Source organism: Bacillus sp. DJP31, assembly GCF_049310945.1.
Lineage (GTDB): Bacteria > Bacillota > Bacilli > Bacillales > SA4 > Bacillus_BS.
On sequence record NZ_JBMERO010000007.1, the window covers coordinates 1 to 19,532 of the forward strand.

Annotated in this window: 12 protein-coding genes and 16 tRNA genes; 26 read left to right on the top strand and 2 right to left on the bottom strand. The window is 40.4% G+C overall.

Annotated features, from left to right (window positions below; genetic code table 11):
- The first annotated feature begins 14 nt into the window (after positions 1 to 14).
- From ACOI1C_RS08385 to cspD, 21 genes are all read left to right on the top strand, one after another.
- A tRNA-Ala gene (locus ACOI1C_RS08385) sits at positions 15 to 90 on the top strand.
- 93 nt (positions 91 to 183) lie between these two features.
- Positions 184 to 257 (top strand) — tRNA-Met (locus ACOI1C_RS08390).
- Positions 258 to 307: 50 nt separating this feature from the next.
- Positions 308 to 384 (top strand) — tRNA-Ile (locus ACOI1C_RS08395).
- 12 nt (positions 385 to 396) lie between these two features.
- A tRNA-Ser gene (locus ACOI1C_RS08400) sits at positions 397 to 489 on the top strand.
- Between the two features lie 72 nt (positions 490 to 561).
- A tRNA-Met gene (locus ACOI1C_RS08405) sits at positions 562 to 638 on the top strand.
- A gap of 6 nt (positions 639 to 644) precedes the next feature.
- Positions 645 to 720, top strand: a tRNA-Asp gene (locus ACOI1C_RS08410).
- 134 nt (positions 721 to 854) lie between these two features.
- Positions 855 to 930, top strand: a tRNA-Phe gene (locus tag ACOI1C_RS08415).
- 23 nt (positions 931 to 953) lie between these two features.
- Positions 954 to 1,029, top strand: a tRNA-Thr gene (locus ACOI1C_RS08420).
- Positions 1,030 to 1,039: 10 nt separating this feature from the next.
- A tRNA-Tyr gene (locus tag ACOI1C_RS08425) sits at positions 1,040 to 1,123 on the top strand.
- 72 nt (positions 1,124 to 1,195) lie between these two features.
- Positions 1,196 to 1,271, top strand: a tRNA-His gene (locus ACOI1C_RS08430).
- A 27-nt stretch (positions 1,272 to 1,298) separates the two neighbouring features.
- Positions 1,299 to 1,373 (top strand) — tRNA-Gln (locus ACOI1C_RS08435).
- Positions 1,374 to 1,376: 3 nt separating this feature from the next.
- A tRNA-Gly gene (locus ACOI1C_RS08440) sits at positions 1,377 to 1,447 on the top strand.
- Positions 1,448 to 1,471: 24 nt separating this feature from the next.
- Positions 1,472 to 1,545, top strand: a tRNA-Ile gene (locus ACOI1C_RS08445).
- A 133-nt stretch (positions 1,546 to 1,678) separates the two neighbouring features.
- Positions 1,679 to 1,753, top strand: a tRNA-Asn gene (locus ACOI1C_RS08450).
- Positions 1,754 to 1,758: 5 nt separating this feature from the next.
- Positions 1,759 to 1,849 (top strand) — tRNA-Ser (locus tag ACOI1C_RS08455).
- Positions 1,850 to 1,864: 15 nt separating this feature from the next.
- Positions 1,865 to 1,936 (top strand) — tRNA-Glu (locus tag ACOI1C_RS08460).
- 2,230 nt (positions 1,937 to 4,166) lie between these two features.
- Complete coding sequence (locus ACOI1C_RS08465) at positions 4,167 to 5,330, top strand: glucose-1-phosphate adenylyltransferase (RefSeq protein WP_422509867.1); 1,164 nt, start codon at positions 4,167 to 4,169, stop codon at positions 5,328 to 5,330.
- Positions 5,331 to 5,343: 13 nt separating this feature from the next.
- Positions 5,344 to 6,375: a sugar phosphate nucleotidyltransferase gene (locus ACOI1C_RS08470; protein ID WP_422509869.1), complete on the top strand. Its 1,032-nt coding sequence runs from the start codon at positions 5,344 to 5,346 to the stop codon at positions 6,373 to 6,375.
- Positions 6,372 to 7,847, top strand: coding sequence for a glycogen synthase GlgA (gene glgA, locus ACOI1C_RS08475; RefSeq protein WP_422509871.1), 1,476 nt, complete (start codon positions 6,372 to 6,374; stop codon positions 7,845 to 7,847). Before ACOI1C_RS08470 ends, glgA begins: the two co-directional genes overlap by 4 nt.
- The gene (locus ACOI1C_RS08480; RefSeq protein ID WP_422509873.1) at positions 7,822 to 10,224 is read left to right on the top strand and encodes a glycogen/starch/alpha-glucan phosphorylase; all 2,403 of its coding nucleotides are present in this window, start codon (positions 7,822 to 7,824) and stop codon (positions 10,222 to 10,224) included. Before glgA ends, ACOI1C_RS08480 begins: the two co-directional genes overlap by 26 nt.
- A 375-nt stretch (positions 10,225 to 10,599) precedes the next feature.
- Positions 10,600 to 10,800, top strand: a complete 201-nt coding sequence (cspD, locus tag ACOI1C_RS08485; protein WP_422509875.1) for a cold-shock protein CspD — start codon at positions 10,600 to 10,602, stop codon at positions 10,798 to 10,800.
- 56 nt (positions 10,801 to 10,856) lie between these two features.
- Here cspD and ACOI1C_RS08490 read toward each other — a convergent pair whose 3' ends face one another.
- Both ACOI1C_RS08490 and ACOI1C_RS08495 read right to left on the bottom strand, forming a co-directional pair.
- Positions 10,857 to 11,612: a TraR/DksA C4-type zinc finger protein gene (locus ACOI1C_RS08490; RefSeq protein WP_422509877.1), complete on the bottom strand. Its 756-nt coding sequence runs from the start codon at positions 11,610 to 11,612 to the stop codon at positions 10,857 to 10,859.
- Positions 11,613 to 11,726: 114 nt separating this feature from the next.
- Positions 11,727 to 12,662, bottom strand: coding sequence for a 1,4-dihydroxy-2-naphthoate polyprenyltransferase (locus ACOI1C_RS08495; RefSeq protein WP_422509879.1), 936 nt, complete (start codon positions 12,660 to 12,662; stop codon positions 11,727 to 11,729).
- A gap of 261 nt (positions 12,663 to 12,923) precedes the next feature.
- Here ACOI1C_RS08495 and ACOI1C_RS08500 point away from each other — a divergent pair, with 261 nt between their 5' ends.
- The 5 genes from ACOI1C_RS08500 (at position 12,924) to ACOI1C_RS08520 (ending at position 19,456) form a co-directional block, all read left to right on the top strand.
- Positions 12,924 to 14,339, top strand: coding sequence for an isochorismate synthase (locus tag ACOI1C_RS08500; protein WP_422509881.1), 1,416 nt, complete (start codon positions 12,924 to 12,926; stop codon positions 14,337 to 14,339).
- Positions 14,332 to 16,059: a 2-succinyl-5-enolpyruvyl-6-hydroxy-3-cyclohexene-1-carboxylic-acid synthase gene (menD, locus tag ACOI1C_RS08505; protein WP_422509883.1), complete on the top strand. Its 1,728-nt coding sequence runs from the start codon at positions 14,332 to 14,334 to the stop codon at positions 16,057 to 16,059. Before ACOI1C_RS08500 ends, menD begins: the two co-directional genes overlap by 8 nt.
- 11 nt (positions 16,060 to 16,070) lie before the next feature.
- Positions 16,071 to 16,895 (top strand): 2-succinyl-6-hydroxy-2,4-cyclohexadiene-1-carboxylate synthase, encoded by an 825-nt coding sequence (menH, locus tag ACOI1C_RS08510; RefSeq protein ID WP_422509884.1) that lies wholly within the window; start codon positions 16,071 to 16,073, stop codon positions 16,893 to 16,895.
- A 4-nt stretch (positions 16,896 to 16,899) separates the two neighbouring features.
- Positions 16,900 to 17,724, top strand: a complete 825-nt coding sequence (menB, locus tag ACOI1C_RS08515) for a 1,4-dihydroxy-2-naphthoyl-CoA synthase (RefSeq protein WP_422509886.1) — start codon at positions 16,900 to 16,902, stop codon at positions 17,722 to 17,724.
- A gap of 244 nt (positions 17,725 to 17,968) precedes the next feature.
- A complete protein-coding gene (locus ACOI1C_RS08520; RefSeq protein ID WP_422509888.1) occupies positions 17,969 to 19,456 on the top strand; it encodes an o-succinylbenzoate--CoA ligase in 1,488 nt (495 codons plus the stop codon).
- Positions 19,457 to 19,532 lie beyond the last annotated feature (76 nt).

Consider the following 19,532-nt stretch of genomic DNA (forward strand, 5'->3'; position numbering starts at 1 on the left):
TTATATTACGCAATGGGGCCTTAGCTCAGCTGGGAGAGCGCCTGCCTTGCACGCAGGAGGTCAGCGGTTCGATCCCGCTAGGCTCCACCAATGATTTTTGCGTCAGCAAAATATCTTTCAATTCTCTTTATTAACAAAGTGAAACCTAGGATATTATGCCATAGTGAAATGAGATTCTAATATGGCGGTGTAGCTCAGCTGGCTAGAGCGTACGGTTCATACCCGTGAGGTCGTGGGTTCGACTCCCTCCGCCGCTATATACCTTTACTACTAAATTGCGATTAATTATATTTGCACATTTAGTCTAGGACCTTTAGCTCAGCTGGTTAGAGCAGACGGCTCATAACCGTCCGGTCGTAGGTTCGAGTCCTACAAGGTCCACCATGAATTTTTTTCGGAGGAATACCCAAGTTCGGCTGAAGGGATCGGTCTTGAAAACCGACAGGGGTGTCAAAACCCGCGGGGGTTCGAATCCCTCTTCCTCCTCCATTTTTGATTAAGTGTACTCTTTGTAATTGGAACGATATTTTGTTTGAAGAATATACTTAGTGATATTATTATCGCGGGGTGGAGCAGTCTGGTAGCTCGTCGGGCTCATAACCCGAAGGTCGTAGGTTCAAATCCTGCCCCCGCAACCAAATAATGGTCCCGTGGTGTAGCGGTTAACATGCCTGCCTGTCACGCAGGAGATCGCGGGTTCGATTCCCGTCGGGACCGCCATTTTTTAAAAACTATAAGAAAAGCAAAGGTTTAAGTAAGCAAGTAAGTGAACACCTCAACGTATAATAATACGTTATGATGTGAGTGAGCAAAGCTGACAAATAAATCTGAAGCTTAACACTAGCCATAACTAAGGCTCGGTAGCTCAGTCGGTAGAGCAAAGGACTGAAAATCCTTGTGTCGGCGGTTCGATTCCGTCCCGAGCCACCATTTTTTTTATTTGTAGTTTTTTAGCCGGCTTAGCTCAGTTGGTAGAGCAACTGACTTGTAATCAGTAGGTCGAGGGTTCAAATCCTTTAGCCGGCACCATCAATATTTCGGAGGGGTAGCGAAGTGGCTAAACGCGGCGGACTGTAAATCCGCTCCTTAGGGTTCGGCGGTTCGAATCCGCCCCCCTCCACCAAGGTTTTTCGTGTCAGCAAAAAACTTTCCTTAACATAGTTAAAGTTAGATTAACCTTCCTTATTCAATTATGGCGGTCGTGGCGAAGTGGTTAACGCATCGGATTGTGATTCCGACATTCGGGGGTTCAATTCCCCTCGATCGCCCCATTTCATTTTTATGAAAAATTATAATTTTGGGCTATGGCCAAGCGGTAAGGCAACGGACTTTGACTCCGTCATGCGTTGGTTCGAATCCAGCTAGCCCAGCCATTTGCGGGTGTAGTTTAATGGTAAAACCTCAGCCTTCCAAGCTGATGTCGTGAGTTCGATTCTCATCACCCGCTTTCAACTATGTATTTCCTTTTTTGGGGCCTATAGCTCAGCTGGTTAGAGCGCACGCCTGATAAGCGTGAGGTCGATGGTTCGAGTCCATTTAGGCCCACTTATGATATTATTAACCATATTTTTGTTAATAGAGTAGAATAATAACATCATTAGATTCTGGAAGGAAACCCTAAAGGGAAGACAAGCATTCGTTGGTAGCACAAGGCAAAACGTAAAATATATAATGTCATTCCACCATAGCTCAGCGGTAGAGCATTCGGCTGTTAACCGAAGGGTCGTAGGTTCGAATCCTACTGGTGGAGCCATATATGGGGAAGTACTCAAGTGGCTGAAGAGGCGCCCCTGCTAAGGGTGTAGGTCGTTAACGCGGCGCGAGGGTTCAAATCCCTCCTTCTCCGCCATATATACTCTATTTAGGCCCATTGGTCAAGCGGTTAAGACACCGCCCTTTCACGGCGGTATCACGGGTTCGAATCCCGTATGGGTCATCAAACAGCAAAAAGCACTGCAAAAAATTGCAGTGTTTTTTGCTGTTTAATTTCCTTTTTTAAAACACATTTCTCCTTTTTATTAGGAGATTGATAATATTTCTGAAACGGTAAATTTAGTATTACTGGACTAATGAATAATCCCACCTAATTTTCTAACGAATATTTGTAGAGTTGGTTTCTAATGTATCCTTGCTTAGCTTAAAATGAAAAATTAAAACAACGAGTATTAGTAGTTTTAGTTGTAGTAGACTTGATTGACACTGTGGTGTGCTATCCCCCTCTATCGCATTGTTTATACCTCCTGAGACTTCGTGTCTTGCAAAAACAATCTGATGGTCCACCCTCTGTCCTGAATAGCTCTTATTCGGGACAGCCATCCATCCAAACTGCTACCCTCTGTCCTGAATAGCTCTTATTCGAGACAGACCTCCATCCAAACTGCTACCCTCTGTCCTGAATAGCTCTTATTCGGGACAGCCCCCCATCCAAACTGCCACCCTGTGTCCTGAATAGCTCTTATTTGGGACAGCCCCCCATCCAAACTGCTACCCTCTGTCCTGAATAGCTCTTATTCGGGACAGCCGTCCATCCAAACTGCCACCGTGTGTCCTGAATAGCTCTTATTTGGAACAGCATCCCATCCAAACTGCCACCGCTCTGTCCTGAATAGCTCTTATTTGGGACAGCCCTCCATCCAAACTGCCACCCTCTGTCCTGAATAGCTCTTATTCGGGACAGCCCCCCATCCAAACTGGCACCCCTGTGTCCTGAATAGCTCTTATTTGGGACAGCCCCCCATCCAAACTGCCACCCTAGTGTCCTGAATAGCTCTTATTCGGGACAGCCCCCCATCCAAACTGCTACCCTCTGTCCTGAATAGCTCTTATTTGGGACAGCCCCCCATCCAAACTGCCACCGTGTGTCCTGAATAGCTCTTATTCGGGACAGCCCTCCATCCAAACTGCCACCCTAGTGTCCTGAATAGCTCTTATTCGGGACAGACCCCATCCAAACTGCCACCGTGTGTCCTGAATAGCTCTTATTCGGGACAGCCCTCCATCCAAACTGCTACCCTCTGTCCTGAATAGCTCTTATTTGGGACAGCCCTCCATCCAAACTGCTACCCTCTGTCCTGAATAGCTCTTATTCGGGACAGCCCTCCATCCAAACTGCTACCCTCTGTCCTGAATAGCTCTTATTCGGGACAGCCCCCCATCCAAACTGCTACCCTCTGTCCTGAATAGCTCTTATTCGGGACAGAACCCCATCCAAACTGCTACCCTCTGTCCTGAATAGCTCTTATTTGGGAGAGCCCCCCATCCAAACTGCCACCGTGTGTCCTGAATAGCTCTTATTCGGGACAGCCTTTCATCCAAACTGCCACCCTGTGTCCTGAATAGCTCTTATTCGGGACAGCCCTCCATCCAAACTGCCACCCTGTGTCCTGAATAGCTCTTATTCGGGACAGCCCCCCATCCAAACTGCTACCCTGTGTCCTGAATAGCTCTTATTCGGGACAGCCGTCCATCCAAACTGCTACCTTCTGTCCTGAATAGCTCTTATTCGGGACAGCCTTTCATCCAAACTGCCACCCTAGTGTCCTGAATAGCTCTTATTCGGGACAGACCCCCATCCAAACTGCTACCCTAGTGTCCTGAATAGCTCTTATTCGGGACAGTAATCGCCAATCTCTGTCCTGAATAGCTCTTATTCGGGACAGCATCCCATCTAATCGCCAATCTCTGTCCTGAATAGCTCTTACTTAGGGACAGACCCCCATCCAAACTGCAACCCCTTTGTCCTAAATAGCTCATATTCGGGACAAGCCCCCCATCTAAATCGCCAGCGAATCAGTCTCTCGAATAACTCGTGTTGAGATATCAAGTCAATTTGGTCAACCATCGGTCACCGGGAATTTCCCCATCCATATCCACCCAACATCATACCAACTCCTCTCTCTCTTTCTACATATTTCGTGTTCATTCTTCTTAAAGCGTTAAAATTCTTTGTTGATTGTAATATGCTGTCATACGAAATTGTGTATAAACAAAAAATAGTGCAAGGAATTTGGAATCAAAACTTGAATAGTAAGTTTGAAGGTAATGATACATTTACGCTAATGTTTCTTTCTAAAAATTGCGTCTTTATTCTTTGTGTCATCTATGCATCTCTCTATGCATATTTAATAAAATTACTAGCTTTTAAGTCCGAGAGGGGAGATTTTGAAATGGGTCAAGGAAATTGTGTTGCTATGTTATTAGCTGGAGGTCAAGGAAGTAGATTACTTACACTAACACAGAATTTAGCTAAACCTGCGGTACCTTTTGGAGGGAAATACCGGATTATCGATTTTTCACTAAGTAACTGTACAAATTCAGGAATTGATACAGTAGGTGTCTTAACACAATATATGCCACTTGTACTAAATTCTTATATCGGAATAGGTAGTGCTTGGGACTTGGACCGTAAGCATGGCGGTGTAACTGTTTTGCCACCTTATGTAGAGTCGAATGGGATGAGATGGTACACGGGTACGGCCAGTGCCATTTACCAAAATATGAATTATATTAATCAATTTGAACCTGAGTATGTATTGATATTATCTGGGGATCACATCTATAAGATGGATTATGCAGAAATGCTTTCTTACCATATTGCTAAGGCTGCCGATGTGACGATCTCAGTAATTGAAGTTCCTTGGGATGAAGCAAATAGATTTGGAATTATGAATACAAATGAGCAGATGGAAGTTGTAGAATTTGATGAAAAACCAGATTCACCTAAGAATAATTTAGCATCAATGGGTATTTATATCTTTTCTTACTCTGTTTTAAAAGAGTATTTAGAGATGGACGATCAGAATCCTGAATCTAGTCATGATTTTGGGAAGGACGTCATACCTTTGTTACTTAACGATAAAAAGAAGTTAATGGCTTTTCCATTTAAAGGATATTGGAAAGATGTTGGAACAGTTAAAAGCTTATGGGAAGCAAATATGGATCTATTACAAGAAAAACCGGAGTTAAATCTATATGACCATACATGGCGCATCTATTCAGTTAATCCAAACCAACCGCCACAGTACCTTTCATCTGAAGCAGCTGTCAGTCAATCTTTGATTAATGAGGGTTGTGTTATACATGGAGATATTGAACATTCCGTTTTGTTCCAAGGTGTACGCGTGGGTAAAGGATCAATCATTAAGGATTCCGTGATTATGCCTGATGCAATAATAGGTGAAAATGTCTATATTGAACGTGCAATTGTTCCTTCCGACATTATTATTGAAGATGGTACGATTATTCGCCCTGAGGAAGGTTCAGTTGAAATTATATTAGTGACTGAAGATATGCTTGCTCCTTCTCCAGCAGTTGAAACAGAGTCTAATTAATGGGGGTACAACAATGAAAGATACAATGATGGGCTTAATAGATGCTTCAACCGTTAGTGATTCCTTGCGTTCTCTAACTGTAAAACGTTCACAATCAGCCATTCCGTTTGGTGGGCGTTATCGTCTTATAGATTTTACATTGTCAAATATGGTGAATTCCGGAATGAAAAGTATTGCCATCTTTCCCAAGCATCAGTATCGTTCATTAATGGACCATCTCGGCTCCGGGAAGCAATGGGACTTAAATCGAAAGAGAGATGGTTTATTCATCTTTCCACCAACAGAGAGTGAGGGTATTCAATCAAACGAGTTTGGCTCTTTTTCTCACATGGAGGCAAATATTGATTACTTCTTAAGAAGTACACAAGAGTATGTGGTGATTGCTAATTGCCAAGTCGTTTCGAATATCGACTTTCGAAAGGTGCTTAACCGTCATAAGGAATCAGGAGCAGATATAACATGTGTACGAAAGAATGGTCGACCATTACATATGTATTTGCTGAAAAAGGACTTTTTAATGGAATTATTTAGTCAGCACAAGGAAACTGGTTATACTCAATTCTCAGATGTTCTTTTTGATCATCGATTGATGTATCGTATCCATAGCTATGAATACGAGGGCTATGTGGCCTTTATAGATTCAATTGAATCATACTATTTTCATAGTTTAGAAATGCTGAATCATGATGTATGGCAGCGACTGTTCAGTAAGGAAAGACCTATTTATACAAAGGTAAAGGATGAACCACCAACACGCTATTTGAAAGGGGCTACTGTTAAGAATTCAATTATTGCAAATGGTTGTATCATTGAAGGTCATGTAGAGAATAGTATCCTTTTTCGTGCAGTTAAGGTTGGCAAAGGAACAGTCATTAAGAATAGTATTGTGATGCAAAAGAGTCAAATTCAAGAGGACTGCCTCTTGGATGGAGTGATCCTAGATAAAGATGTTCGTGTTGAATCGGGACTCAAGCTTCATGGCGAATCAAATCGTCCTCTCGTTCTAGAGAAGGGAACTATTCAAGGAGCGCTGATGAACTCGTGAATGTATTGTTTGCCGTATCTGAATGTGTACCGTTTGTCAAAACTGGGGGATTAGCCGATGTTGCTGGTTCCCTTCCGCTTGAGTTACAACTTCTTGGAACAAATGTAGCTGTAGTGATGCCATTGTACGGCTCGATTGAAAAAAAGTACAAGGACAAAATGGAATTTATAACTTCATTTACAACTGAAGTAGGTTGGCGTCAGCAGTATGTGGGAATTAAGCAGATGCAGCTAAATGAGATCACCTATTATTTTATTGATAACGAGTACTACTTTGATAGGGATACCCTTTATGGACATTTTGATGACGGGGAGCGATTTTCTTTTTTTAATAAAGCAGTTCTTGAATCAATTCCACATCTTTCATTCGTACCTGCTCTTATTCATTGTCATGATTGGCATACAGGAATGATTCCATTTCTATTAAAAGTGAAATACCGAAAGAATCATGCTACCTATGAAAATATGAAAACCATTTTCACCATTCATAATCTGCACTTCCAAGGTCTGTTTCCAAGAGAAATCTTACATGAGTTATTAAATGTTGAAGACTACTACTTCACAAAGGATTATGTAGAATTTAATGGAAATGTTAGCTTCATGAAGGCAGCAATTAATTGTGCGGATTTTATAACAACAGTAAGTCCTACGTATTGTCAGGAAATTCAAACATCATATTTTGGTGAAGGCTTAGATGGGCTGCTTCGGGAGCGAAGAGATCAGCTTGTTGGGATTTTAAATGGAATTGATGACACATCCTATAACCCAGGAACAGATCTATATATAACGAATCCATATGATATGGACTCGCTTGAAGGAAAAATAGTTAATAAACTAGAGCTTCAGCAATATTTTGATTTAAATGAAAGCCCGTCCACTCCCTTGATTGTGATGATTACTCGATTGACGAAGCAAAAAGGCTTAGATTTAGTTAAGCATATTTTTCATGACTTAATGAGAGAAGATGTTCAATTTATTGTACTCGGAACTGGTGAGCCTACAATTGAGCATTTTTTTCAGGAGATGTCATACACATATCCTGAAAAGGTAAGGGCTTATATTGGGTTTGATGAGCAGCTTGCACACAAGGTATATGCTGGAGCAGATTTATTTTTAATGCCATCTCAGTTTGAACCATGCGGGTTAGGTCAACTAATTGCAATGAAGTATGGAACTATACCAGTTGTTAGAGAAACGGGTGGACTGAATGACACTGTGCAATCCTATAACGAGGATGAGAAAAGTGGAAATGGTTTTAGCTTCTCTCACTTTAATGCTGATGATATGTTATTTACAATAAAGAGGGCATTGAACTTCTATAACGATCAGAAAGAATGGGCTACCTTAGCAAGTAATGCCATGGGTCAAGATTATAGCTGGAGTCAATCTGCGTTTATATACAATCAACTGTATTCCAAATTAAGCTCACCTGTGAGGAGTGAAATGTTTGTTCTCAAACAAAGACCAGTTTAAGCAAGCGTACTTACAAAAGCTTGAAATGATGTATGGTAAACGTTTTGAGGATACGACAATTAGTGAGCAGTATCATGCTTTAGGCAAATTAGTGAGAGAAACAATTAGTTCTAGATGGATTGAAACAAATGAACTACACCGAACGATGAAACAGAAGCAGGTTTATTATTTGTCCATTGAATTTCTATTAGGACGTTTATTAGGGAACAATCTATTGAACCTAGGTGTTCGCCAATTATGTGAGGAAGCCCTAAATGAGCTTGGTATTCAACTGAATGATATAGAGCAATGTGAGATAGATGCAGGTCTTGGAAATGGAGGGTTAGGTAGGCTTGCTGCATGCTTCCTTGATTCTCTAGCTTCCTTGAACCTACCTGGTCATGGTTATGGAATACGTTATAAGCACGGATTATTTGATCAGAAGATTGTTGATGGATATCAGGTAGAACTGCCAGAGCAGTGGCTTAGACACGGTAATGTATGGGAAGTTAGAAGAGCAGATAGTGCAGTTGCCGTTAATTTTTGGGGAGAGATTGAATCCTATTTAGAAAAAGGTAGGATGAAGTTTAGACATGTTGGCGCAGAGACTATATCTGCTGTACCGTATGACATGCCTGTGATCGGTTATAAGACTAGTACAGTAAATACTCTAAGATTGTGGAATGCAGAGCCTGCACCTTATCCAATCCATCAAGATGCGCTAACTTATAAACGTGAAACGGAAGCGGTATCTGAATTTTTATATCCAGATGATACGAATGATGATGGGAAAATACTTCGCCTAAAGCAGCAGTATTTTTTAGTGGCTGCTAGCTTAAAAAGCATCATTACATCTTACCGAAAGCAGCATGGAAATTTAGTGGACCTTCACCAGCATGTGGCGATCCATATAAATGATACTCATCCCGTTTTAGCCATTCCTGAATTAATGCGTATTTTAGTGGACGAGGAAGAACTCTCTTGGGACGTTGCATGGGCAATTTCAGCTCAAACCATTTCTTATACGAATCATACAACTTTGTCAGAGGCTCTTGAAAAATGGCCAGTGCATATTTTTAAGCCACTTTTGCCAAGAATTTATATGATTGTTCAAGAAATAAATGAGAGGTTTTGTAATCAGCTTTGGGAGCTATATCCTGGTGACTGGGATCGAATTGAAAGAATGGCCATCATTTCACATGGACTGGTTAAGATGGCTCATTTGGCCATTGTTGGTTCACATTCTGTAAATGGTGTGGCTAAAATTCATTCTGAGATTTTAAAGCATCGTGAAATGAAGGACTTCTATGAGGTGTACCCGAGCCGTTTTAATAATAAGACGAATGGTATTACGCATCGTCGCTGGTTATTGAAAGCAAATCCACAACTCTCAGGGCTAGTAACCGAAGCAATTGGAGATAAATGGATTGATTCACCTATTGAGCTTGATCAATTAGAAAGATATGCAAAAGATGCTTCTTTTAAGGAAGAACTACAAAAGGTAAAACAAGCTAGAAAACAAATTTTAGCTAAGAAGATTAAAGAGCGAACGGGTATCATCTTGAATGAAGATTCAATTTTTGATGTCCATGTTAAACGGTTACATGGCTATAAGCGTCAATTGATGAACGCGCTTCACATTATGTATTTATATAATCAAATTAAGGAAGATTCAAGCTTTAAAATTCATCCTAGAACCTTTATATTTGGAGCAAAAGCTTCTCCAGGTTATTTGTTTGCCAAAAAGGTAATTAAACTCATTAACTGTGTTGCTGAAAAGGTAAATAATGACCCAAAGGTAAGTCAATACATGAAAGTTATTTTTATTGAGAACTACCGTGTTTCCTTGGCAGAGGAAATCATTCCTGCCACAGATATTAGTGAACAAATCTCAACAGCCAGTAAGGAAGCTTCAGGTACAGGGAATATGAAGTTTATGATGAATGGTGCTCTTACGATCGGGACACTTGATGGAGCAAACATTGAAATTGGTGAAGAAGTAGGTCCGGATAATATCTTCACATTTGGACTTACTTCTGAGGAAGTTCTTAATTATTACCAAAATGGTGGGTACAGGTCTTTAGACTATTACCATCATAATCAACATATTCAAAAAGTTGTAGAGCAGCTTGTTAATGGATTTTTCGCGAATACAGGTTTTGACTTTGAAATCATCCATGATTCATTGTTAGTACAAAATGATGAGTTTTTTGTACTAAAAGACTTCTCATCTTATATGAAAGCACAAGAACGAGTGGGAATGGACTTTATCAATAAGAATATCTGGTATGAAAAAAGTGTAATTAATATTGCCAAATCCGGAAAATTTTCGAGTGATCGGACTATTCAGGAATACGCGGATGAGATTTGGGGCTTAAATAAAGTGGCTGCTCGATAACCCAAGAAACTGCTCTCGAACTTCGGGGGCAGTTTTCAAATTTTAATAAAACTTTTAACGTAGCTTGGCAATAAGGTTGAAATTGTCGCTCTATTCATCACTAGTTTACTCACCAAAAGTAGCTGTGTCTATGTTGGGTAAGAGGCAGGATCTGTTGACGGTACTTTGGTCTTGTGATATAGTTTAAGTACTACCTGAGCAAGTTTCGAATAGTTATAGAAAGTAAGAATGTCATACCTTCATGAATGTGTGTGGTAAGTATTTTCTTTCAACCACATTTAATGAGGGTTTTTGTTTTTTCTTTTTTTAGTCTTTCCATCTTCTCGGGAGTTAATTTATAGGTACCAAAGTGTGCCAGGTTTAGGAGGCAATATTATGCAAAACGGTAAAGTTAAATGGTTCAATGGTGAAAAAGGTTTCGGTTTTATTGAAGTTGAAGGTGGAGAAGACGTATTCGTACATTTCTCAGCTATTCAAGGAGAAGGCTTTAAGTCTTTAGATGAAGGTCAATCAGTTAGCTTCGAAATCGTCGATGGTAACCGCGGACCACAAGCTGCTAACGTAGTTAAGTTATAATTCATATAAGTAAAAGCAGCCCAGAAATGGGCTGCTTTTTAGCTTGTTAATGTTCATTATTCTTTTTGATGCTTGGTGTAAGGCTCTATTTCACTCGGTGGTAAATCTCCAAAGATGGTCATGGTACCTTCTTCATCTAATATATCTTCATAAGACTTATGCTGGTGATTTGGGTAAACCGTAGCATTTTTCCCCTCGATATCTGTTCCAACGAAATTTTCATAATCCTCAACATAGCCCATCGGGTCATCTGATTCAACATAGGCATCGCTATATCGTTCGACTTCCATATCGATATCAGAAGGTGTTTCTGAGGTACCATAGCGGGCAACCTCTTGCCATGAATCCTCAGCATCAAAGGCTACGCCTTCTGACTCGTCGTACTCGAACCTTCCAAATGCAGGCATTAATACCTTTTCTTCGACAGGTCGATCGTGGGACTCATGTTGATCGGGTGAGTGCTCCTTGCAATAAAGAGCAGTTGGCAATGCGTCAAGACGCTCTTCTTGTATATCTTTTCCACATTCCTTACATTTCCCATATGTGCCTGCTTCTATAGCTTGTAAAGCATCATTAATATCGAAAAGTTCTTTTTCGGTGTGTTCATTTAAGGCAATGTCTTTTTCACGTTCATATAACTCCGTTGCATCGTCTGCAGGGTGGTTATCGTAGCTTGACAACTCTCCAGTGGATTCGTGGAAAGCTCCTTTTTCTAAATCATAGTGACCATGTTCGTCAAATCGGTCTTCAATAGCCTTTTTATCGGCTATGAGTTGATGCTGCAGCTTCTCAAGATGGAGAGCAGAAAGCATTCGGTTCCCTCCTTTTTAGGAAGTTTGTAGGTACTTCAATTTTAGTATGTACTATGTTGAGTAAAACATGGCATAAAATAAAACGAAAAAAACAGCCTACATAAAGTAGACTGTTTAAATGAAGTAAGCGAGCACTAAACCGATTGAAAGCAATAATCCAAAAAGTGTATTCGTTTGGGCAGTTGCCTTCATCGCCGGCATCATCTGAAGTGGAATTGTTTTTCCAATAAATCCTTTAGTTGCTTGAATTGGTTTTGGTATACTCAGCAAGACCAATAACAACCAAGGAGATGCCATGTTTAAAAGGATTAATACGATAATCCATAAATAGGAAACAAAAAACATGAAAGCAAGTACTTGTATCGCCTTTTTACGGCCGACTATTATAGCCAGTGTATTTCTGCCGTTTTCTTTGTCACCGTCTAAATCCCGGATATTGTTAGCAAGTAAAATCGCTCCAACTAAAATTGAAATTGGCATGGAAACGAGTACACTTTCTAAAGTAACGGCATTGGTCTGTACAAAGTACGATAATAAAATAATGATGTTACCCATGAACAATCCGGCGACTACTTCACCAAATGGAGTGTAAGCGATGGGTACAGGACCGCCTGTATAAAAGTAACCAGCTGCCATACAAATTGTGCCAATTACTGCTAACCACCAGCTTGAATGGATACATATATATATTCCAATCAAGGCAGCAATTCCAAATAAAACAAAGGCAAGGTTTAATACCGTTTTAGGTTTAACCCCTTCACGTACAATCGCTCCACCAATCCCAACGGAGCCTTCGTGATCTAAACCTCTTTTAAAATCATAATACTCATTAATCATATTTGTTGCAGCTTGAATAATTAAGCAAGCGAGCAACATCATAATAAACAAGATTACATTTATGTTTGTATATGGTAGTGCTAAGGCTGTTCCAATAAATACAGGGACAAAGGCTGCTGTTAAAGTATGCGGCCTTGTTAAAGTCCACCATACACGCCAATTGTGATGTCTTTTTGGTAAGATGTTTGAACTGTGGTTTACTTCTGGCTGCATAGACGTTTCACCTCTCTACGTTCTATATCACACTTTAGTTTAGGAGAAGTACGTAATTGTGTCAACGATAATGTATAGGAATATTCATCATGATTTTACAACATATGAAACGTTTTCCTTTATGGATAAGGTCAAACAATATACAATAGAATAAAATAGGTGTTATTAAACGTGAACCATTGACAGCATAGGCGCTCAGGTGTATTTTTATATAGTTATTTGAACGATAGACATAGATGATAAAGGTTTAGGGGGATTTGCATGGTAACCATACAACAAAGTTCAATAAAGGATGATATCGTAGATGGAATTAATAAGGCGAAACAACAAGGACAGCCCATTCTTATTAGTTCAACGATTCGTATCGATCCCATTGACCCTATCCTATTCTATACGGCAGGTAAGGAATTATTTTTTGGTGAACGTTTTTTTTGGAAGGAACCACACCAGCATATAACGTATGTCGGATTAGGCGCAGCACAAATTATCGAGACCATGGATTCCAATGAAGGCCGTTTTGATCAAGTGAAGAAAAAGTGGGATTCATTGTTACAATCTTCCATAAGAAACAAAAATAGTAGAAGAACTAAGATCGGTCCGTTATTATTCGGTGGATTTTCCTTTGACCCGACAAAAAAACGAACAGATCTGTGGAGAAGCTTCCCTGAGTCTAAATTCTATTTGCCTAAATATATGCTTACCATTGAAAATGACCAAACTTGGTTTACGATGAATGTCCTCGTAACCTCTTTTGACCTGCCTGAAAAGGTGTACCAGAAGCTTGAAAAGAGAAGAAAAGAACTTTTAGGTAAGGGAAATACTGAGCTAAGTCTTTCCATGCAGCATACCTTTACAGAACAAGAAGTAGAAGTGGACGAGTGGATGAAGTCTGTAGAAACTGTAATTTCTCAAATCAATCAAGGAAAATTTGAAAAAGCCGTGTTAGCTAGAGAGATCAGGCTATATTCAGACGAAGATTTTAATGTAGCATCCATCTTGCTTAACCTCGTGCAAAATCAACCGAGTAGTTATGTATTTGCCATTGAAAGCGATTCGGCTACCTTTATTGGATCTACACCAGAACGATTAATTAAAAAAGAAGAGGATCGGTTATTTTCTACCTGTTTGGCTGGCTCGATTAAAAGAGGGAAAACAGAAAAGGAAGATAAGGATTTAGAACGCACATTGCTAGCCGATTCCAAAAACCTAGAAGAACATCAATTTGTTGTCCAAATGATCACAGAAGAGCTTAGTCAAGTTTGTAGTAGTGTGACTAAACCAATTCGTCCATCCATCTTTAAAGCCAAGAACATTCAGCACTTGTATACACCGATTGTCGGAAAGGCCCATAATGGGCTGCATTTGCTTTCCATTGTGAAACGGCTACACCCTACTCCAGCATTAGGTGGATTTCCTCAAGATAAAGCTATGGTTGCAATTAGAGAGCATGAGTTACTCGATAGAGGTTGGTATGCGGGTCCAATAGGATGGATTGACTCAGAAGGTAATGGAGAATTTGCCGTTGCCATTCGTTCAGGCCTTATTCAGAAAAATGAAGCAGCCCTTTTTGCTGGTTGTGGAATTGTTGGAAAATCAGAGCCAGAAAAGGAATACGAAGAAACACAAATTAAGTTAAAACCCATGCTTACAGCTATTGGAGGCAAGGCATATGAATGATAATTTAGCCCTTACTCACTATTTAGCAAACTTTATTGGGGAGATGGTTCAAGCAGGTGTGGAGGATGTAGTAATCAGTCCTGGTTCAAGGTCGACACCACTGGCTTTGTTAATGGCTGAGCATCCGACCTTAAAGACTTGGATTACTATTGATGAGCGTTCAGCGGCATTTTTTGCTTTAGGAATTGCAAAGGCTTCTTTTAATCCTGTCGCTTTATTATGTACGTCTGGAACGGCTGCCGCTAATTATTATCCGGCCATTGTCGAAGCTACTCACTCTCGCATCCCATTAATCGTACTGACAGCTGACCGTCCCCACGAGCTCCGGGATGTGGGGGCTCCACAAGCCATAAATCAAATTGATCTTTTTGGGAAATATAGCAAGTGGTTCGTTGAGATGGGGATTCCAGAGGATACACCTATTATGCTTAACTACGCGAAAACGGTGGCAAGTAGGGCTGTTTCAACTTCTTTGTCAGCACCTGCTGGGGTCGTACATCTGAACTTCCCATTACGTGAGCCGCTTGTCCCAAACTTTCAAGCAATCAAGTGGGAGACATTTAAAGAAGGAAAAACAGTTTATACGAGCGGAAAACATTCACTACATGAGAGCTTGATACCTATTTTCACTAAGCTTAAAGGTTTTGAAAAAGGAATCATTATTTGTGGGCCACATGATCAGTTTGGATTCCCAGAAGCGGTTGCAGCACTAGCCAAAAAGATTGGATATCCAATTCTAGCTGATCCACTTTCACAGGTAAGAAGTGGTGTCCATTCAAAAGAGATGGTGATTGATTGCTACGATACCATATTAAAAAGCGCGAAAATGTTTGAAAGTTTAAAACCAGATGTGATCATACGCTTTGGAGCAATGCCCGTTTCTAAATTGTTGGGTCAATTGATTTCACAATCCAAAGCCACTTATCATCTAGTTGTTGACGAAGCGGAAGGCTTTAGAGACCCTACACTTTTAGCAACCCATTTTATACATATGAATGAACTTAATTTTTGCATGGAGACCGCTGCCCTTTTTGAGTTTGATCAACCTAGCGAGTATTCTGCTAAATGGAAAAAGGCAAATGAGGTTGTTAAGCCAACATTGCTTTCAAAGCTTACGGATTTTTATTTTGAAGGGGATGTTGTTAGACATTTAGTGCCATTGCTTCAAAATGGAATGAGTTTATTTGTGGGAAATAGCATGCCCATTCGTGATGTAGACTCGTTCTTTTTTGTAAATGAAAAAGGCAATCGAATTTTTGCCAACAGAGGGGCAAATGGTATCGATGGCACAATATCAACTGCACTTGGAGTTAACACGAAAGAAAAAAGGCTTGTCCTACTAGTAGGGGACCTCACTTTCTTTCATGACTTAAATGGTTTACTAGCAAGCAAACTTTATTCTTTGCCTATTACCATTATTATTGTGAATAATAATGGCGGAGGGATTTTTTCTTTCCTTCCACAAGCCCAGGAAGAAAAGCACTTTGAACTTTTATTCGGGACTCCTATTGATTTAGATTACGGAAAAGTAGTGGAGATGTATGGTGGGAGTTTTGCCAGAGTTCAATCATGGGATGAATTTGAAACCGAGGTTACGGGCAGTTTTCAATCAGGGACATTATCGGTGATTGAGGTACCAACAGCCAATCGAAATGATAATGTAGTCCTTCATCGTAAGCTCTGGGAAAAAGCAGTTGAGGCTCTTGATGCTTTATTGTAAAGGGATTGATTATGGACATTGAATTGAATGGTGTCACCTATTCCTATATGATGAGGGGACAAGGCCCTGCTCTAGTGCTCCTCCATGGATTTACTGGCTGTAAAGAAAATTGGGGATTTTTGTTGGAAAAGCTTGCTCATCAGTTTACAGTTATCACTGTGGACCTAATTGGACATGGACAGACAGAGTCACCAGAAAGTCCAGAGCGATATATAGTTGAGCATGCATGTAGAGATTTGAATTCGTTGCTTACGCTACTCGAAATTAACGCTGCTTATTTCCTCGGCTATTCAATGGGAGGTAGAGTGGCACTTGCGTTCGCAGTTCTGTATCCATCTCGAGTAAGATCCCTTATTTTAGAAAGTAGTTCTCCAGGATTACTGTCTGAACGATCAAGACAAGAGAGAGTTGCCGCTGATGAGTTGCTAGCGGTGGAAATTTTGCATGATGGAGTTGGGGCTTTCGTTGACCGATGGGAAAGAATATCCCTGTTTCATTCTCAGAAAAAATTGCCACTCGAAGTTCAAGAAGGAATTCGGACACAGAGGCTTCGAAATTCGCCGATTGGTTTAGCTAACAGCCTTCGAGGAATGGGAACAGGCAGCCAGTTATCCTATTGGAACAAGCTGTCGTCTATTCAAATACCCGTTCTTCTACTTTGTGGTGAACTTGATTCAAAATTTTGTATGATTGCAGAGGATATGGAAAAATGCTTACTGCATTCGACAAAATATCGAGTTTTTGATGCAGGACATGCAATACATGTGGAACAACCTGATTTTTTTGGTAAAATAGTAATGGAGTTTCTTCATAACGTAATCAATAAGGAGGATTAATTTTATGACAGCCGATGTTGAATGGATTGCTGAAAGAAAATACGAAGATATTTTATATGAAACTTTTAATGGTATCGCAAAAATATCAATTAACCGCCCAGAAGTACGAAATGCGTTTCGTCCTAAAACCGTATCGGAGTTAATTGACGCGTTTGCTTTTGCACGCGAGGATTCTAAAATAGGAGTCATTGTGTTAGCGGGTGTTGGTGATGATGCGTTCTGTTCGGGTGGAGATCAGAAGGTTCGTGGACATGGTGGCTATGTTGGAGAAGACCAAATACCTCGTCTAAATGTGTTAGATCTTCAGCGTTTAATTCGTGTGATTCCTAAGCCAGTTATTGCTATGGTATCAGGCTATGCAATTGGTGGCGGACATGTTTTACATATTGTATGTGACTTAACGATCGCAGCAGATAATGCTGTTTTTGGACAAACGGGTCCTACTGTGGGAAGCTTTGATGCTGGATACGGATCTGGCTACTTAGCTCGTATCGTTGGTCATAAGAAGGCAAGAGAGATTTGGTTCCTATGCCGTCAATACAATGCGCAAGAAGCATTAGATATGGGGCTAGTTAACACGGTTGTGCCTCTTGCCAAGCTTGAGGCAGAAACCATTCAATGGTGTAATGAAATGCTTGAGAAGAGCCCAACAGCCCTACGTTTCATTAAAGCTGCTATGAATGCCGATACGGATGGTTTAGCAGGCTTGCAGCAATTTGCAGGAGATGCGACACTTCTTTACTACACAACCGATGAAGCAAAAGAAGGCCGTGACGCATTCAAAGAAAAGCGCAAGCCAGATTTCGGACAGTTCCCTCGTTTTCCATAAGTGTAAGTTAAAAAGTCTGATGGTTTCCATCAGGCTTTTTTATTTAGTACAATGGGAGAAGCGAATATGAGAAAAGTTGGTGTATAACTGGATTAGCTGCTGATCTCCCTACTAACCTTCTGCAACTAATATAGAAACAGTGAATTCTCGTAATTAATCGAATAATTAGCCTAAATAAATCATAGAAACATTGGATTAAAAAGAATAAATCCACGTAGAAAATCGTCGGAGGTACATATTCAGTATGACATTCAATCAAGCTGTGCCGAATTGGTTAATGCAAAGAGCCTATTTAACACCAGAGCGAGTAGCAATAAAGATAAATCAACGAGAAATAACCTTTCAAGAATTACATAATCAAGTTCTTCTAACCGCAGCAAAACTACAAGAACTCGGTGTGAAAAAGGGCTCCAAAATTGGACTGCTATCACACAATAGTGTTGAAATGGTTGAGGTACTTCATGCTTTAAAATATATTGGAGCCATTACAGTCATGTTAAACACAAGACTCACCAAGAGTGAGCTACTCTGGCAGCTAAAGGATGCAGAATCAGAATGTGTTTTTGTAGGTTCAGGGGTAATAGATATCATCAAAGCGGAAGCACCCATACCAGTCGTCTCATTTCAAACCCTATTCAATGCAAATGCTACTTCCAAAAATCTTATTATCCAAGAGGAGTTTCACTTACAAGATCTTGATACCATCATGTATACCTCTGGCACAACGGGTAATCCAAAGGGAGTCGTCCATACGTATGGTAACCATTACTGGAGTGCCATTGGATCTGCACTAAATCTTGGCATACACCAAGATGATTGCTGGCTTGCCTGTGTTCCCTTTTTTCATGTGAGTGGTCTATCCATTTTAATGAAAAGTGTCATTTATGGAATGAAAGTAGTCCTACAAGACCCGTTCGATCCTAAACAAATCAACAAAGCCATAATCGAAGAAAAAGTGACAATCATCTCTGTTGTAGGAATTATGCTTCAGCAAATGATCAGGAAACATGAAGAGATGAAAACACGATATCCAGAAAGTTTACGGTGTGTGTTATTAGGTGGAGGCCCAGCCTCTAAAGAATTGCTAGAAAGAAGTAGGGATCTCTCCATTCCGGTTTATCAAACATATGGCATGACAGAAACAGCCTCACAAATTGTGTCACTATCACCTGAGTACAGCTTGAGCAAGCTTGGGTCAGCGGGGAAGCCTCTTTTTCATTCTCAGGCAAAAATTATTCGCGATGGAAAAGAACAGCCACCTATGGAGGTAGGTGAAATTGTTGTAAAAGGACCTACGGTTACAAGCGGCTATTATAATCAGACGGATGCAACTTCCACTGCGATAAAAAAAGGATGGCTTTCAACAGGAGACATGGGATACCTTGATCAAGAAGGTTTTTTATTTGTGTTGGATCGTCGTAAGGACCTGATTATTTCAGGAGGGGAGAATGTGTACCCTGCAGAAATTGAAGGTGTATTGATATCGCATCCAAAGATTCAGGATGCAGGGGTTATTGGGATAGAGGATGAAAAGTGGGGTCAAGTTCCAGTTGCCTTTATTGTGAGTGAGGATCTTACGACCGAAGAGCTTCAGTCGTTTTGCAGGGAAAAGCTAGCAAAGTACAAAGTGCCCAAGTCCGTGTATTTCCTTGATGAACTACCTCGAAATGCAACGAAAAAACTTCAACGTCATAAGCTATTTGAATTTCTAGGGAAAAGGGAAAGCAACTAATGATGTAGTAGGAAGAACCCGAGACTATTACGAAGAACTTTAAGGTTTGGTATTGTAAAAATATTGTTCGAAGAGT